This is a genomic window from Stenotrophomonas sp. SMYL20, from assembly GCF_036320045.1.
Lineage (GTDB): Bacteria > Pseudomonadota > Gammaproteobacteria > Xanthomonadales > Xanthomonadaceae > Stenotrophomonas > Stenotrophomonas maltophilia_A.
Map to the genome: position 1 here is coordinate 15,363 of NZ_JAWIRT010000021.1, position 15,246 is coordinate 30,608.

Annotated in this window: 17 protein-coding genes and 1 pseudogene; 6 read left to right on the top strand and 12 right to left on the bottom strand. The window is 62.7% G+C overall.

From position 1 onward, the window contains the following. Positions 1-143 precede the first annotated feature (143 nt). The 3 genes from orn to V3B48_RS16045 form a co-directional block, all read right to left on the bottom strand. Positions 144-716: an oligoribonuclease gene (gene orn / locus V3B48_RS16035; RefSeq protein WP_107431636.1), complete on the bottom strand. Its 573-nt coding sequence runs from the start codon at positions 714-716 to the stop codon at positions 144-146. 74 nt (positions 717-790) lie between these two features. Next, complete coding sequence (gene tadA / locus V3B48_RS16040) at positions 791-1,315, bottom strand: tRNA adenosine(34) deaminase TadA (RefSeq protein WP_032129512.1); 525 nt, start codon at positions 1,313-1,315, stop codon at positions 791-793. A gap of 75 nt (positions 1,316-1,390) precedes the next feature. Then, the gene (locus V3B48_RS16045) at positions 1,391-1,750 is read right to left on the bottom strand and encodes a helix-turn-helix domain-containing protein (protein ID WP_121503573.1); all 360 of its coding nucleotides are present in this window, start codon (positions 1,748-1,750) and stop codon (positions 1,391-1,393) included. 78 nt (positions 1,751-1,828) lie between these two features. On the opposite strand from V3B48_RS16045, the gene V3B48_RS16050 reads away from it, so the two are divergent. The 3 genes from V3B48_RS16050 to V3B48_RS16060 all read left to right on the top strand — a co-directional run bounded on the left by V3B48_RS16050 (position 1,829) and on the right by V3B48_RS16060 (position 3,366). After that, positions 1,829-2,596, top strand: a complete 768-nt coding sequence (locus V3B48_RS16050; protein ID WP_329894061.1) for an NAD(P)H-dependent oxidoreductase — start codon at positions 1,829-1,831, stop codon at positions 2,594-2,596. Between the two features lie 67 nt (positions 2,597-2,663). Beyond that, positions 2,664-3,101, top strand: a complete 438-nt coding sequence (locus V3B48_RS16055; protein ID WP_329894062.1) for an acetyltransferase — start codon at positions 2,664-2,666, stop codon at positions 3,099-3,101. 58 nt (positions 3,102-3,159) lie between these two features. After that, a complete protein-coding gene (locus V3B48_RS16060) occupies positions 3,160-3,366 on the top strand; it encodes a hypothetical protein (protein ID WP_005410107.1) in 207 nt (68 codons plus the stop codon). A 22-nt stretch (positions 3,367-3,388) separates the two neighbouring features. Here V3B48_RS16060 and V3B48_RS16065 read toward each other — a convergent pair whose 3' ends face one another. Then, positions 3,389-3,886, bottom strand: coding sequence for an N-acetyltransferase (locus tag V3B48_RS16065; protein ID WP_100437636.1), 498 nt, complete (start codon positions 3,884-3,886; stop codon positions 3,389-3,391). Between the two features lie 252 nt (positions 3,887-4,138). Between V3B48_RS16065 and V3B48_RS16070 the strand changes: the two genes are divergently transcribed. Genes V3B48_RS16070 through V3B48_RS16080 form a run of 3 tightly spaced genes read left to right on the top strand, consistent with a single transcriptional unit; the run spans position 4,139 to position 6,829 of the window. Then, positions 4,139-4,810, top strand: coding sequence for a hypothetical protein (locus tag V3B48_RS16070; protein WP_329894063.1), 672 nt, complete (start codon positions 4,139-4,141; stop codon positions 4,808-4,810). Positions 4,811-4,850: 40 nt separating this feature from the next. Next, positions 4,851-5,504, top strand: a complete 654-nt coding sequence (locus V3B48_RS16075; protein WP_329894064.1) for a hypothetical protein — start codon at positions 4,851-4,853, stop codon at positions 5,502-5,504. Further along, positions 5,501-6,829, top strand: a complete 1,329-nt coding sequence (locus tag V3B48_RS16080; RefSeq protein WP_329894065.1) for an XVIPCD domain-containing protein — start codon at positions 5,501-5,503, stop codon at positions 6,827-6,829. Before V3B48_RS16075 ends, V3B48_RS16080 begins: the two co-directional genes overlap by 4 nt. A gap of 54 nt (positions 6,830-6,883) precedes the next feature. On the opposite strand, the gene V3B48_RS16085 is transcribed toward V3B48_RS16080, so the two are convergent. From V3B48_RS16085 to V3B48_RS16120, 8 genes and pseudogenes are all read right to left on the bottom strand, one after another. Beyond that, complete coding sequence (locus V3B48_RS16085; RefSeq protein WP_329894066.1) at positions 6,884-7,738, bottom strand: hypothetical protein; 855 nt, start codon at positions 7,736-7,738, stop codon at positions 6,884-6,886. A 442-nt stretch (positions 7,739-8,180) separates the two neighbouring features. Continuing rightward, entirely contained in the window at positions 8,181-9,188 is a 1,008-nt protein-coding gene (locus tag V3B48_RS16090; protein ID WP_182266331.1) for an XVIPCD domain-containing protein, read from the bottom strand. Between the two features lie 57 nt (positions 9,189-9,245). Then, on the bottom strand, positions 9,246-9,782 hold the full coding sequence (locus tag V3B48_RS16095) for a hypothetical protein (protein ID WP_032129521.1): 537 nt from the start codon (positions 9,780-9,782) through the stop codon (positions 9,246-9,248). Positions 9,783-11,285: 1,503 nt separating this feature from the next. Beyond that, the gene (locus V3B48_RS16100) at positions 11,286-11,798 is read right to left on the bottom strand and encodes a DUF4189 domain-containing protein (protein WP_182266333.1); all 513 of its coding nucleotides are present in this window, start codon (positions 11,796-11,798) and stop codon (positions 11,286-11,288) included. A gap of 58 nt (positions 11,799-11,856) precedes the next feature. After that, positions 11,857-12,609, bottom strand: a pseudogene (locus V3B48_RS16105) (type IV secretion system protein); the annotation flags it as partial. Between the two features lie 50 nt (positions 12,610-12,659). Continuing rightward, entirely contained in the window at positions 12,660-13,196 is a 537-nt protein-coding gene (locus V3B48_RS16110) for a DUF4189 domain-containing protein (protein ID WP_223276932.1), read from the bottom strand. Between the two features lie 697 nt (positions 13,197-13,893). Continuing rightward, positions 13,894-14,409, bottom strand: coding sequence for a DUF4189 domain-containing protein (locus V3B48_RS16115; protein ID WP_197615133.1), 516 nt, complete (start codon positions 14,407-14,409; stop codon positions 13,894-13,896). Positions 14,410-14,634: 225 nt separating this feature from the next. Then, on the bottom strand, positions 14,635-15,006 hold the full coding sequence (locus tag V3B48_RS16120) for a hypothetical protein (protein ID WP_329894067.1): 372 nt from the start codon (positions 15,004-15,006) through the stop codon (positions 14,635-14,637). Between the last annotated feature and the right edge of the window lie 240 nt (positions 15,007-15,246).

The following is a 15,246-nucleotide window of genomic DNA, read 5'->3' on the forward strand; positions in this document are numbered from 1 at the left end:
CCAGGGAGTTGAACGGAGGGTGGTGCCGGCCGCTGGCCGGCAACCTGATACACGTCACGAAGGCCGCTGAATTGCCGGCCAGCGGCCGGCACTACCAGTTCGCGTGTCACCCGGTAGCGCCGGGCCCTGCCCGGCGTCGTTGTTCAGGCAACCGGCAGCCCCGACAGCGCGCCCATGAACTGGCGATAGTGGCGCAGCTCGGCAATCGAATCGTGCACGTCGCTCAGCGCGGTGTGGTTGCTGTTCTTGCCAACGCCAGCGGCCACGGTCGGCGCCCAGCGCTTGGCCAGCTCCTTCACCGTGGACACGTCCAGGTTGCGGTAGTGGAAGTACTTCTCCAGGCGCGGCATCTGGCGGTGCAGGAAGCGGCGGTCCTGGCAGATGGAGTTGCCGCACATCGGCGAGAGGCCGGCCGGGATCCACTGCGCCAGGAAATTCACCGTCTGCGCTTCCGCTTGGGCAAGGGTCACCGTGCTGTCCACCACACGCTGCCACAGGCCCGAACGGCGGTGCTGGTTGCGGTTCCACTCGTCCATCGCTTCCAGCGTTTCCAGCGGATGGTGGATGGCGAATTCCGGACCTTCGGCCAGCACGTTGAGCTGGGCGTCAGTGACTACGGTGGCGATCTCGATGATCGAATCGTTGTCGGTATCCAACCCGGTCATTTCCAGGTCGATCCAGATCAGTCGTTCGTTGGCCGCGCCGTTGTCCGCCATGTGTCGCCTCGTTGCTGGGCAGGCGCGCGGCCTACCGGTGATGGAAAGAGGCGCCCATCATACCCGTTCGCCCCTCAGCCCTCGCTGGCGTGGTCTTCCAGCAACAGCGGTGGCTTGCCACGCTTGGCGCGGAAGTAGTTGGTCAGGCGCATGCTGGCTTCCTTGGCCAGTACCCCACCGTGGATCTCCACCCGGTGGTTGTGGCGGGCATCGCCAATGAGGTCGAACACGCTGCCGCAGGCACCGGTCTTGGGGTCGCTGGCACCGTAGACCAACCGTGCAACGCGCGCGTGCACGATCGCCATTGCGCACATCGCACACGGCTCCAGGGTCACATACAGCGTGCTGCCAAGCAGGCGATGGTTCGCCAGCAGTTTTCCGCCCGCCCGCATGGCCACGATCTCGGCGTGTGCGCTGGGGTCATGCGAGGCGATGTTGAGGTTCCAGCCCTCGCCCAGCAGTTGGCCGTCGGCACCGACCAGCACTGCACCCACCGGGATCTCGTCGAACTCGCGTTGTGCGCGCTCGGCCAGCGCCAGCGCGTGGCGCATCCAGTGTTCGTCGGTGTCGTGCACCGGCACACCCAGGGCGTCGGTCATGGCGGTTCTCGCGTGTCTGCAGGGCCAGGATGGCCGCCGGGGCCGCATTGTACGCCCGCAGCCGTGCAGGCGCCGCTAGCGCGCGTCGAAGCGCTCGCGGGCAGCGTCCAGCGCCGGGAAATTGTGCTCGGCCCAACGGTCCAGCGCGGTCAGGGTGTCGACCAGACTGCACGCAACCTCGGTCAACCGGTACTCCACGTGCAGAGGCTTGCCGCCCAGATCGCAGCGCTCGATCAGGCCGTTGCGCTCCAGCTGTCGCAGGGTCTGGGTCAGCACCTTCTGCGAGATGCCTTCGATCTTCCGCAGCAGCGCACCATTGCGTTGCGGGCCCTCGGCCAATGCCGGCAGCAGCAGCATCACCCACTTGCCGGAGATCAGTGCCAGCGCATCGCGCGCCGAGCAGTCGGCGGCATAGACATCACCGGGAAAGGCCATGGTTACCTCAAAGTGCGTAATTGCCGGGGCATGCCGGCATCGCGAGGATGGTCGCACACTCCACGAACACCTCGCCCCATGCGCGCCCTGATCCTGCTGGCCCACCCCGAACCCCGTTCCTTCAATGCCCACCTGGCCATGCAGGCGGCCGAGCAGCTGCGGCACGACCATCTGCAGGTGGACATGGTCGACCTGTATGCAGAAGGCTTCGATCCGCTGGAAGCGGCCTGGCACCATCCACGGCGCCTGCAGCCCGAGCGCTTCGATGCCCAGCGCGAACAGCGCTACAGCGCCGAACACGACCAGTTGCCCGCCGATGTGCGGCATCACCTGCAGCTGCTGCAGGCCGCGGACCTGGTGATCCTGCAGTTCCCACTGTGGTGGTTTGCGGCGCCGGCCATCCTCAAGGGCTGGCTGGACCGCGTGCTGGTCTACGGGCCGATGTACAACAGCCGGCAACGCCACGAGCGCGGCGTGATGCAGGGCAAGCGTGCGTTGCTGAGCGTCACCACCGGCTCTTCGGCGCGGGCGTGCGCGGTCGATGGCCGCGAAGGCGATACCCGGCTGTTGCTGTGGCCGTTGATGTACAGCCTGCGCTACGTCGGCTTCGAGGTGATGGAGCCGCATATGGTGCACGGCGTGCGTTCAGGGCTTGCAGCGGAACGCATTCAGGCCCACGACGAAGCATTGGTTGCAACCACCCTTTCCTACCGCGAGCGACTGTCGCGATGGCGGCAGTGGCCGACCGTGCCCTTCAACAACAGTGAGGACTTCGAGGATGGTGTGGCGCTGCGCGCGGAAGCGACTGCCTACAGTCCCTTCATCCGCCATCGCAACGCCGGATGAACCCGCACCTGCAGGCACGGCCGGAAAGCTTCATACTTCGCATTCCTGCAAGCACCTTGGTGAACATATGACCACCCTCCGTCCCTCTCGCGCTGACGACGGCGCCGCCCTTGTCGATCTCTGGCGCCGCGCCGTCGACGCCACCCACGACTTCCTCAGCACTGAAGATCGCCTGGCGATCGATGCCGAAGTCGCCGGTTTCCTGCCGCAGGCGCCGATGACCGTCGCCGTCAATGCACAGGACCAGCCGCAGGGATTCATGCTGATCGACGGCACCCACATGGAAGCGCTGTTCATCGATCCGGACGTGCGCGGCACCGGTATCGGTCGGCAGCTGCTGCAGCACGCACTGGCCCTGCACCCGCAGCTGAGCACCGACGTCAACGCACAGAACGCGCAGGCCGTGGGCTTCTACCTGCGCATGGGCTTTGTCGAAACCGGTCGTTCGCCGCTGGATTCGCAGGGCCGCCCGTATCCGCTGATCCACCTTCGGCATAAGGCCTGACATCCGTTGGCAGCAGCTGCGTGTTAGCGTGGCTGCTTTCGATCAAGGAATGCCGTACATGGATGGTGCAAAAGCCCTGTTGACCCTGTTTGCGCTGGGCATCAGCCTGGTCTGGATCCTGGTGCCGTTCGCCATCTTCGCCGTGCGCAACCTGCTGCGTGAGGTACTGGTCGAGCAGCGTCGTACCAATGAACTTCTCGAGCATATCGGCGGCTACCGCATTCCGAAACCGCAACCCGAACCGACCGTCTGGCGCGCGCCCTGAGCGGGCGCACGCCCGCCGTGGCTCAGGCTGTCGCCTCGAAGGCCGGTGAGTACTGCACCTCGCCCTGAGCCAGCGGAGGCTGCAGGCAAAGCGCCTGGAAGTACTCCGCCGGCACGCCCGGCAACACCAGGCCCGGCTCGGCACGGAAGCCGAAGCGCCCGTAATAGGCCGGCTCGCCCAGCAATACACAGCCATGCGCACCCTGCTGACGCAGTGCTTCAAGTGCGGCGCGCATCAGGGCCGCACCGATGCCCTGCCCCTGCCACGCGGGCAATACCGAGATCGGGCCCAGACCAAACCAGCCCGTGCTGCCATCGCTGACCGTCACCGGCGACAGGGCAATGTGACCGACCACCTGGCCCTGAGTTTCGGCGACCAGCGAAATGCTCAACTCCCCGCGGGTGCGCAGGGCGTCGACGATGAACTGCTCGGTGTGGCTGCTGTGCGGGGCTTCGCGGAAGGCGGCCTCGGTGAGTGCATGGATGGCGGCGTGGTCGGCCGTGGTTTCGGTGCGGATCATGCAGTTCAAGAGAACGCCTTTGATAACGTGATGAATGCGTGAATTATTGATTTACGTCGCAGATTCAACCGCGAACAGGCCCTGCCAGCAAGGCCAACGCGACACCCGAATCCCCTGTGCTGCAGTCGATTCGCCGGAATACACCGCATCGGGCGCGTCAAAAAGCCGTCGCGACGGTAGCACATCGTTCCCGACACGCTCCATAATCGAGAAACCTGTCACCCAGGAAGGATATATGGACATGGACGCACGATGCAGGATCAGGCCATGGGAGTAGCGCTCCCTGAAAGGAATAGGCAGCCGCTGCTGGCGTTGCTCGCCCTTATCCCACTGGCCGCATGCTCACCCTATGCTGATGCCGAGCGCGACGTCGCTGCTGGTGGACGCGGCTTGGCCAAACTCAACCCTGCACCAAAGCAGGGCTACGAGCTGGTACTGACACTTAAGGATGCCCCTGGTCCCTTTGCGGTGGTCGAGGGCGTTGCCCAGTACGACGCACGCAACTATGCAGCATGTGGGCGGATCGTACCTGCAACGGGCACTGCGGGCCGCATCACCAGTCAGGAACCTATCGCACTGCGCCAGGTGGGCGAGAACGAATACCGCGGCACGTTCTACCTCGACCGAATGCAGGACGAGGATTACTACGGGCGTGGTGTCTGCCATTGGGCGCTGACGGGAGTCGGTGCGATGTTGCGCGCTACGACCGGCGAGGCGGATACGCGATTCCTGACGTTCATCGACAAGGAGCGCATGGAGAACGAGTCTCCTCTGACGCTCTACTACCCAAAGTTGATCTATCCACTCGCCGCCACCGTCGCCAACTATGGCGCCAGTGGCGAGGAGAATCCATCAGAGTACAGCGAAGATCTACGCGACGCGCTGTTCTCGACCACCACCACTGTGCAGAAACTCGCGCCATGAGCTGCCAGTTCAACCATTCCTACCCCCAAGGAGGCCGACATTGCGCCACAAGATGATCCCGTGCCTTGCTCTGCTTCTATTGACCGCCTGCAATCCGGAGACCGCCATGAACCAGGAACGTGCCGCTGCTGAAGCCGATGTCGCCCAGGGTGGGCGTGGCCTCGCCAAGCTCAACCCCAGCCCGCACAAGGCCTATGAACTAGTACTGCGCCTGAAGGATGCACCCGGTGAGTTCGCGGTGGTTGAAGGTGTCGCGCAGTACGACGTGACCAACGAAGACCAGTGCGGGCACATCGAACCGGCCACCGGTACCGCCGCACGCATCACCAGCCAGGAGCCGGTGGAGCTGCGCAAGGTCGCCGACGGCGAGTACCGCGGCACCGTGTACCTTGATCGCATGCTGGACGAGGACTACTACGGCCGTGGCGTCTGCAAGTGGGAATTCAGCGGCGCCGGTGCGATGCTGAAAGCCACTGGCGCCGAGGGTGAAACGCGCTTCCTGTCGTTCATTGAGGCAGCGCCGTTCGTCAAAGGCGAGACCGAAACTCGCCACTATCCTCGTGCAGACTATCCGCGCGTGAACGAGATTCCTGACTACGGCGCAAGCGGGCAGGAAGATCCCACCAAATTCCGCCCTGAACTTCAGAATGCGCTGTTCTCGGCTTCACTTGAAGCCAATGAGGTCCGCCAATGAGCCTCAGCAGCCAAGACTACGCGGGCATTTCCGACGACGTGTACAAGGACCGTGCGGTCGGTCGACGCGCTCCTGGCAAGGAAGAGCTCGTAGCGATCAACGGGCATGAGTACAAGATCCTCGAGCACGTCGATAATCGACTGAACGGCTATCAGGGAACGATCTACCAGCGAGTCGACACCCATGAAATTGTCGTCGCACATCGCGGCACCGAACAGATCGCACGCGATGCAATTCTGACCGATGGTGGCATGGTCGTTGCCCGCACCAACGTGCAGGCTCCGGACGCCATCGCGCTGACTCAACGCGCCCTCGCCTATGCCAAGAAGGAAGGGCAGGATCTCGGACAACGTCCGCCCGAAGTTACCGTCACAGGCCACTCCCTCGGCGGTGCCCTGGCCCAGATCACCTCGCACCACTTCAACGTCAAGGGCGAGACCTTCAACGCCTACGGCGCGGTCAGCCTCAGCTACCGCATTCCGGAAGGCGGCAACACCATGATCAACCACGTCATGGCCTCCGATCCGGTCAGCGCTGCCTCGCCGCACTTCGGCCAGGTCCGCATCTACGCCAAGCCCGATGAGATCAAGACGCTGGCAGCGAACGGCTTCAGCAACCACGCCCTGCGTGATCTGATTCCAGACCGTCCGATCATCGCGGCCACCAGTTCATTCGGCGCGCACAAACTGGGCAACTTCCTCAACGAAGGCTCGGTGCTGAAGCACCCGGAAACGCAGAAGCTGGCGAAAGACAACGCCAAGATGATCGAGGAGTACCGCGACGACGTGGAATCACTGCGTCGTGGCGTCACCCGCGCGGCACGCGGCATCCCTGGCGGCGCCATCGATCTGTACGACCACATCCGCGGCCCGCTGCAGCCCGGTGAACCAGCACGCCGCGAAGCAGAGAAGAACGGCCATCACACCAGCATGCTGCGCATGGACGATGCCAATCACCTGGGCAACCCGCTGTTCAACGACGCGATCCGTGGCGTGCATGCGCAGGACGTTCGCGTCGGCCGCGTGCCGGATGTGATGAGTACGCAGTTGGCCGGTAGCCTGGCGGCGGAGATGCACGCTGCAGGCGGCAAGCGCATCGACGAGGTGGTGATGAATGCCGACGCCTCGCGCAGCTTCGCGGTGCAGGGCCAGGGCGGCGACCCGGCGCATCTGCGCGTGTCGGTGGACACGGCCGTGGCGATGAACACCCCGCTGGAGCAGAGCAGCCAGCGCATTGATCAGCAAGCTGCGGGACAGCGCCTGGCACAGGACCGCGATCAACAACTGGAACAACAGCAGAACCAGACCCGCAGCATGCAGGCCTGATGAACAGCGCGGGAGCCGGTCAATCCAGCTCCCGCGTCACTTCGGCCCTCTGCCTCAGGGGCTGGAGGCCGCGACCGGCGCGGACGCACTGGCGGTCACGAACAGATCCGGCCCGGAATCCGGGAAGCCACCACAGGCGCGATCGCCCGGTGCTACCGGATCACAGGGCCACTGCGCCCGCGCGACCTTCTCACGCAGCTCGAAGCGATCACCAGTCCAGACCACGAAGGCCAGGTGCTCGCGGTTCCAGTCACTGTAGGCACGCGGACCGCCCTTCTGCGCCGTCTCCGGGTACTGCACGAACCAGCGCATGGCCGGGCCATACTGCAACTTGCTGTGGTCCAGGCTGATCCGGCCCTCGCGCGACAGCTGCCGTGCACGATCGGCCTCCGTCAGTTGGGGCATGGCCGGCATGGCATCGGCGGTCACATCCCTCGGCGCGGCGTCCCCGCGAACCTGGTACACACGCTGGGCCACATAGGCCTCGCGGCAGTCACCCGCTGGCACACGTACCGGCTCCGCGCCGTACTCATCGCGGTTGGCAACCCGGTCGCTGCAGGTGAACGGTGCCGACACCAGATAGAACGTGCTGTCGGCGTCGCGTCCTTCCAGCGAGCGCACCCAGATGTCGCCCATCCGCGCGATGAAGTCCGGGCGCTGGCCGTAGCCCGGCACCGCCTTGAACCAAACCTTCTGTTGCACCTCACGCTCGCGCCAGCTGCGCGGCAGGTGGATGTCCTGCTGGGGCAGCGCGACCAGCAGCGCGGCCAGATGCGCCGGCATCGTGCCTTGGCAGGCGCCGATCAGCAGCTCGCCCTGGGCCGCCAGCCGCCCAGCCAGATCCACCGGGCAGCGGGCACCAAGCGCACGCTCGGTCGCCTGCTCGGGCGGCAACGGCGCGATGACCAAGGCGGGTGGCGCGGGAGCTACCGCCGGGACGGCTGGCTCGACGACAGCAGGCGGTGCAGCGACAGGCGCCGCCGCGGGTGCAACGGGCACAGGCGTCGGGTCTGCAACCGGCGCCGCGGCAACGGCTTCAGACGGCATGGGTGCTGCAACAGACGCCGTCCCTGCAGGCACGTCAACGGTCGGCTCGGCAGCCGGGGGCGTCTCCACGACGGGTGCCGCGGCCTCCTGAGCCTGTGCCGACGCTACGGCAAGTCCAAGTGACAGCAGCCAGAGCGGCGGCAGGCGGCGCACGGATGCATTGCAGCGGGCAGCGGCGTGCCGGGCATTCGAGGGAACGATTCGCATGTGGTGTCCTTCCGAGTGGGTTTCCATGTCGGCGCCACAGGGCGCCACGCGTCGTACGTAAAGCGCCGGCGGGTCCCCTGCCCGCCGGCATCAGGTGTTACAGGGATCGAGAACGCTGCTCCTGCTCGCGGGCGAGCGCGGCCGCCGGGTCCTGCTGGGCGACACTGGCAGCCAACTGCTGGCTGCTCTGCGCCAGCGGCTGCTGGGCGGCCTGCTCCCGGTCAACGGACGCACGCAGCATCGCCGGATCTCCCAGCGTGCCCTGCACCGCAAACAGCGTGCGCCCGTCGTTGCCCGCCAGCAGATGATCGATACGCGACAGGCCGGCCTTCTGCGCGCTCAACGCCAGCGCGCCGGCGGCGTTGTCCAGTTCCTGTTCACTGCGCAGTCCGCTCTGCACCCCCATCTGCTGCAGGTGCTGGCGTGCCCCCTGGAACAGGGCGTGTCCCGGCTCGCCCGGCTGCGACATGTCGCGCAGGGTGGCCTGCTGCGCCGGCGCCCCTACTTCGCCCCGCTCCAGCCGCGCCATCACATCAGGCGTCAGCTTCTGCTGCCACGCATCGAATCGCTGCTGGCGGGCCTCGATGCCGTTAAGGCCACCATTGATCGCGCGCGTCGCTTCGCGCACATCCTCGCGCGCCGCCTCCGGCACGCGCGTTTGCCACTGCCACACCGCAATACGGCCCGCATGCTCAGGCTGCGCGGCCAGTTCCGGTTGATTCACCAGATCCAGATCCAGCGCCTTGCCGGCACGCTCGTAATTCTCTTTGCCGACCAGCGGCAGATAGCCGCGACCGTGATACTTCAATGCGTCGCCGGGCGCATCATTGCCCATGCGCCCGCCGTACATCAGCTCGGCCAGATTCTCCGGACGGCCGCGCAACGCGTCCTGGCGGGCGTCCTCAAGCGCGCCATTGCCATTGCGCCACGCCGCTTCCACCGGGATCTGCGAGATACCCCGGGTGAAGTTGAAACTTTCATTGAGCCGGCTCAGGCCACGGGACTCGTGCCCGGCCTGCGCCATGAAGTTGGCCAGTTCCCGGGACGAGGTGATGCCGGCCTCCGTGGCCTGCCGCAGCAACTGCGACTCTCTATCCTGCGACACGGTGAAACTCCTGCTCGATCATCGTTGGGTACTCCCGCCTCCTCACAGGCATGGCACTCAGGGCAAGCTCACGTCGGCGACAACGGACGGATCGAAATCCTCGAACCGCACCCGACCAAGTTCGGCCGCCGAGAAATCGCGTGTATGACTGGCCTCGGTCTCGGTGTCGACCACCCTGCGCTGCACGCCATGCACCCAACAGGCCTCGTCGGCCGGAACGTAGCGGAACGTGTAGATGCTGCTCCAGCGCTCACGGCTCCCGCCGTTGGTGATCACACTGAACGCGCCATCCTCGATGGTCACGTACGCGAAGGGGTCGCCGGCAATGCCCCCACGGGTGGAGCACGGCACCAGCTTGTCGTTGCGCGCGGCCAACTGCCATCGGCCCGCGGCGTCACCCAGCAGCAGCAACAACACCCGGTTAGGACCGTGCTCGCCGGGCACCAAGCCGTCGGGTGCCGGTTGATCGATCACCAGCAATTGGTCGTCGATCCCGTTGCCGGTGAGATCGCCGCGTACCGCCTCCAGCAGGTTCGCGCCGGACGGAACGAACGCCAAGGCATTGTCCATGTGTACGCCACTCCCCTTCTGCATCCCCTGCGACTCCTTCAATCCTGACTTTCCAGTACCCGCGCGACGACCGGGAAACCATGCGCTGCGCTGCAGGCTCCGGTTTCCACCATGGCGGATGATAGCCCCGGCCCTGCGGCGTCTGCGATGGTCGCAATCAACATCCGCATCGTGGGTCGTCAGAGTCCTCATGGACGGAAAAGCTCCTGCGTTCGATGGCACCGATGCGTCGGGATTTTGACGCGCACGCAGCTTACTTCGAGGAGGCGGGGCTCGTCGAAGGGGGCTTGGGATGAAAAGCGCACTTGATCACATAAAACCGCGTTCTTCGTAAGCGGTTACCTACTTGGTGACCGAGTCGACGATCCTGCTCTCAGGTAGCGCCAGCCGTCAGGCTGACTTGCCCCGATAGATTCACTCAGAACTCGCGAAAAACCGGGTTCGAGCACTCCGAGTAGGCAATGATGCAACTGCCTCCTCCAACATCCTTGCAACTGCGAAGTGCGCGGGCCTTAACGGTGTCCATATTCACTGCGGTATTCACCGAGCCCCGACCTTTTCCTGACGATGGCGCGGAAAATGCTACGCATTGGTTGTAGTAGCTAACAGTGGTCCTACAATCCCTCGAACCCTCGGCCGCGCACTTTCTAATTGCTTCCGATTCGGCGAGCTCCTTGCTGCGCTTGTTTGCCGAGGTTCCAACCAAATTCGATGTCGGAGATTCTGCGACCGCTCCCCAGGTCGTAAGCCACTCTCCGGTCGGCATCGGTGGCGCGTCTACGGGAGCGGCGGCTGAGCCGGTAGATGCGCCGGGTATCGGCGCACACCCTTGCACTCCCTGTCCCCCGATCGGATAGAACCCGGGAGGACAACTCCCACCTTCAGCCAAGACGGCAAACGGAACGAGAGCCAGTGCAGCACAAGCCAGAAATCCGCAACTAATTCGCATTGAAAACTCCGCATTTACTGTCAGACATTCGTCGTTGTAGCATTACCACGTTGTCCAGTCTGCACGGGCGCATCAACGGCACTGCCAAACCTGGGCATCGAGCTCTGAGCGGGCGCCTCGAATGCGTGATTGTTACTTGGAGCACTGGGCTTGTAGGATGAGCCTCCCGTAGATCCGGGCGGTTGACCCTGTGGTCCTGGTTGCGCGGCCGGCGAGCCACCAATCTGCGAATATGCCATGAAGCTACCCAAGGTACCCTGGAAGAACATGGCCGCCATTGGGGATAGTCAGAATAGTGTTCGTCAGGATCAAGCCCACGCCCCCCCCCTTCTGCGCCGCGCAGCGTCATCCGCAATGCTCTTCGCCAAAGTCCTCATCGACGGGAAAGCGCCTGCGATTGAGGGCCAGATGCGTCAGCATTTTTGACGCGCACGCAGCCCACTTCTTCGGGCATGGGACCGAACTCCCGAATTCAGCTTCGAGAGTTCATTTCATGATGGCCCCAGCCACTCAGATCCCTCTACCAAAGTGCGATAGGTGTTGGACGTCGGATGTGTCAACCCAGCTCCATAGAGCAATCAGAACTCTTGGAAGATTGGCTCACTGCAATCCGTGTACTTGATCGTGCACTGCCCACCGCCGTGAGCAGCACAGTACTTCAGAACCTCAGTGGAAGCGGCCTCTCTCGTTGGACCACCGGCCATTGAAATCAATCCTTTAGAGCCTGGAGCCGGATCCGCATAAGCGACGCACTGGTTTTTATACGTTATCCCTACAGAGCAATCTTTCGCACCATATGTCGCACAGCGGGACTGAGCCTCAGCGACGGCCTCGGCCTTTGATCTCTTTCCAACCGAAGCTCCCACATCACCGGTCACAACAGATCGGGATATGGCTCCCCAGGTCTTGATCCACTTACCTATCGCACGCGGCCCGGAACTCCCCTCACCCTGAGAGGCTGGAATCGGGGCACAGCCACCCGCACCCTGCCCGCCAATCGGATACTGACCTGGCGGGCAGCGCCCCTCCCCATATGCAACTAGTGGGGCAAGGAACAGGAGAATCAGCAATAGAAAATTATTCATTCTCATAAGAAACCACTCGACAGCAGATCAAGAATTTGCGCCAACTTCCCGGCGACGCATCAAGTTAACGATTCACCCCGCGAAGGCCCGTGTCGTGAATCGTTGGCGCTGAGTTCTGTGGCAAGGTCATGCGAGCTGTCCCGGCAGCCGCATCCTGACCCGCCGTCGGAGCGTCAGTACTGTTAGAGGGCTTCGGAGGAGCGTAATAGCTCCCTGCCGGTTGGCCATTCGGACCAGGCGACACAGCCCCAGCACTGCCACCTATCTGCGAATATGCCATGAAGCTACCCAAGGTGCCCTGGAAGAACATGGCCGCCATTGGGGGCGCAGTCAGAATCAGGGTCGTCAGGATCAATCCCATGCCGCCCTGCTGCATCGCCTGACTGGTCATGCCGTCGCTGGACGCGCCCATCAGCGGAAACTTGTTCACCAGCGCTGTCACCCAGAACGAGGCGGACACGCGAATCACCATCTCCAGTGCGATCGACACCATTGCCGCCAGCACCGCCAACATGGTTCCGATGCCATAGAACAACCATCGCTGGAACAACTGCTTGGTCTGGTCGAACAGAAGGCAAAGAATGAACAACGGCCCGAATCCGATGAACAACGCTATTGCTACTTCGTAGCGCAGAAGCATTGAACCCGCAGTTACCGCTGGACCGCCGGTGCCGAGGCCGATGAACCACATGGCCCGGGTCTTGTCTTCCTGCAATCCAGGGTCATTCAGAATCTTGATGCCATCAATACTGGACAGCGCCACCTGCATCCAAGCCAGACTCTTGTCGATCTGCTCTTCCGGTGCCTGGTCTTTTCCGGCTAATCAGGCATTTCTACGTTTTCAGCCAGAAACTCATAAGCGCAACCTCAGAAGCTCTCAAACTCAGGCTCGGTGCATCCAGAATAAATCACTTTACAGCCATCGCTCCCCTGTTTTAAGCACGCATCCACAGCCATCTTACTCGCAGCATCAACAGATGCCGCACGCGCAAACGTGGAGCCACCAAATCTTGCATCACTGGGGGATACGAATGCTGCGCATTGATTATTGAACTCCAATACCACCCTGCAATCCGTAGCCCCCCGCTGTGCGCAATTAGCAAGGGACTCCGAAGCCGCATCCCTCTTCTTTCGCTTACCGAGAGCCACGCCGACATCGCCCCCCTTCGCTAAAGCGATGGCCCCCCAAGTCTTGATCCAACGCCCTGTCGCAACAGGCGACGCTTGGCCTGCTCCAGTGGTACCACCTGGGATGGGAGCACAGCCGCCGACTCCCTGACCGCCAATTGGATACTGACCAGGAGGACACCTACCTTCTGCATTGGCCGTCTGTGGCAATTGGCAGGCAATGATTCCCACACCCAGCAGGAGTACTACACCTGAATAGACACGAATTGACTTCATTTCCGGCCTCTAGTTCGAAGCTAAGCCTTTACGACCAGTATCAGAATTGCCTGACCCAACTGTGGAGTTGCTGCCAGTGACTACGACATTGCTCCCAACTGAAGTCGATCCACCCGATTGACTGCCACCGCTCGTCGACGGCTTGTCCGGCGTGTAATAACTACCCGACGGCTGCCCGCTCGGACCCGGCGCCTGCGCAACAGGGCTGCCACCTATCCGCGAATATGCCATGAAGCTACCCAAGGTGCCCTGGAAGAACATGGCCGCCATTGGGGATAGTCGGAAGAGTGTCCGTCAGGATCAAGCCCACGCCCCCCCTTCTGCGCCGCGCAGCGTGACCCGCAATGCTCGTCGCCAAAGTCCTCATCGACGGAAAAGCGCCTGCGCTTGAGGGCCAGATGCATCAGCATTTTTGACGCGCACGCAGCCTACTTCCAGTAGGTGTTGCTCGTCGAACGGGACTTGGCTTGTTCACCAGCGCCTTTGTTCAGAACGAATCCGACGCCAAAATTACCATGTCCCAGACGAGGGAAACCCCATACAACTGCACTCAGGTGATTAGTGAAGACACCTAACCCTACCAACTAGATCAGCTGCTCCAGCTCGCCGACAAATGAGATGGCCTGCTTTTCGGCAGGCCATCTCCATCATGCAAAGGCCGATTCAAGAATCTCACCTGTGATTCGACTGACATAGCTCAGAAAGATTCAAATATTGGCTCAGCACAATCCGTGTACAACACCTTGCATTGCCCTCCACCGTTCTTCGCACAGTAGGAGAGAACCCGACTGGTCGCCTCCTCTCTTGAGCCGGCGACTGAAATAGAAACTATTCCCTTACTGCTCGGCTCAGGGTCAGCATATGCGACGCACTGGTTCTTGTACGTTGTATCGATCTTGCAGTCTTTCGCTCCATGTGTCGCGCACCGAGCAAGCGCTTCTGAGACAGCCTCTCGCTTGGAACGCCTTCCAACGGAAGCCCCCATATCGCCCGTGCTTGCCGCCCCCGCAATAGCCCCCCAAGTCTTGATCCAACGCCCAGTAGCAATGGGGCCGCTCTGGACGCCACCGGTACCAGAGCCCGGAATAGGTGCGCATCCACCTACGCCCTGACCACCAATGGGGTACTGCCCTGGCGGACAATGCCCTTCCGCTCTCGCCTCACCCGTCACAAACAAACATAGGAGCAAGCCGACAAGAATGAGAGGAAACATGTATTTCACACTTCTACTCCGTACGCATGGGGCTATTGATTGCCGGGATGTGCAGCTCTGAGACCGGTTTCGGCAACCCTGGAGGATTCCGACGACGGAAGGGTTGAACGTGCGGTCGCATGTCGATCATGCGCACCACTGTCCTGGCCGGACTGCCCCTTCTCCGGAGCGGCCGGCGTGTAGTAACTACCCGGGGGCCCGGCGCCTGCGCAACCGGGCTGCCACCTATCTGCGAATATGCCATGAAGCTACCCAAGGTGCCCTGGAAGAACATGGCCCGGGTCTTGTCTTCCTGCAATCCAGGGTCATCAGAATCTTGATGCCATCAATGCTGGACAGCGCCACCTGCATCCAAGCCAGACTCTTGTCGATCTGCTCTTCCGGCTTCTGATCCTTGCCAGTGACAACGTGGGTGATCAGGCCCTTCACGTCCTCGGTCAGGAACTCATGAAGATCGCGCCCGAACATGCCCATGCTGGTGGCAACGGCCACAATCAACGCTGCGCGCGCCATGTTGGTTACCAGGACCATCATCGAGTCGCGGCTGCGGCCGGTGATTATCCGGTAGTCTTGCGGCCCTTTTCCACAGCGCAGCAAACGGGCATCCCGCCCCCTAAGAAAGATGCGCCTTTCGCATCGCATTCTGGATGCCGTCGTTCTCGATCAAACTTCTCGGCGTGCAGCTTCTTCAGCCGCAGGCTCTCACCCCAGACTCTCGAGTCGCTTGGCGTCAAGTGCTTTCATGCCACCAAACTTCCTCACCGCAGGTCGGAACGACGCCTTTTCACGTCTAATCCCCTTGCCATTGAGGATTGGTCTCCAAGCCGCCTCGCACTC

What these genes read in the sequence shown, in the direction of transcription:
- orn (WP_107431636.1), bottom strand. Translation starts at nt 716, where the DNA reads ATGGCGGACAACGGCGCGGCCAACGAACGACTGATCTGGATCGACCTG.
- V3B48_RS16080 (WP_329894065.1), top strand. Translation starts at nt 5,501, where the DNA reads ATGAGCCTCAGCAGCCAAGACTACGCGGGCATTTCCGACGACGTGTAC.
- tadA (WP_032129512.1), bottom strand. Translation starts at nt 1,315, where the DNA reads ATGACCGACGCCCTGGGTGTGCCGGTGCACGACACCGACGAACACTGG.
- V3B48_RS16060 (WP_005410107.1), top strand. Translation starts at nt 3,160, where the DNA reads ATGGATGGTGCAAAAGCCCTGTTGACCCTGTTTGCGCTGGGCATCAGC.
- V3B48_RS16045 (WP_121503573.1), bottom strand. Translation starts at nt 1,750, where the DNA reads ATGGCCTTTCCCGGTGATGTCTATGCCGCCGACTGCTCGGCGCGCGAT.
- V3B48_RS16070 (WP_329894063.1), top strand. Translation starts at nt 4,139, where the DNA reads ATGCAGGATCAGGCCATGGGAGTAGCGCTCCCTGAAAGGAATAGGCAG.
- V3B48_RS16100 (WP_182266333.1), bottom strand. Translation starts at nt 11,798, where the DNA reads ATGAGAATGAATAATTTTCTATTGCTGATTCTCCTGTTCCTTGCCCCA.
- V3B48_RS16055 (WP_329894062.1), top strand. Translation starts at nt 2,664, where the DNA reads ATGACCACCCTCCGTCCCTCTCGCGCTGACGACGGCGCCGCCCTTGTC.
- V3B48_RS16095 (WP_032129521.1), bottom strand. Translation starts at nt 9,782, where the DNA reads ATGCAGAAGGGGAGTGGCGTACACATGGACAATGCCTTGGCGTTCGTT.
- V3B48_RS16110 (WP_223276932.1), bottom strand. Translation starts at nt 13,196, where the DNA reads ATGAAGTCAATTCGTGTCTATTCAGGTGTAGTACTCCTGCTGGGTGTG.
- V3B48_RS16050 (WP_329894061.1), top strand. Translation starts at nt 1,829, where the DNA reads ATGCGCGCCCTGATCCTGCTGGCCCACCCCGAACCCCGTTCCTTCAAT.
- V3B48_RS16115 (WP_197615133.1), bottom strand. Translation starts at nt 14,409, where the DNA reads ATGTTTCCTCTCATTCTTGTCGGCTTGCTCCTATGTTTGTTTGTGACG.
- V3B48_RS16065 (WP_100437636.1), bottom strand. Translation starts at nt 3,886, where the DNA reads ATGATCCGCACCGAAACCACGGCCGACCACGCCGCCATCCATGCACTC.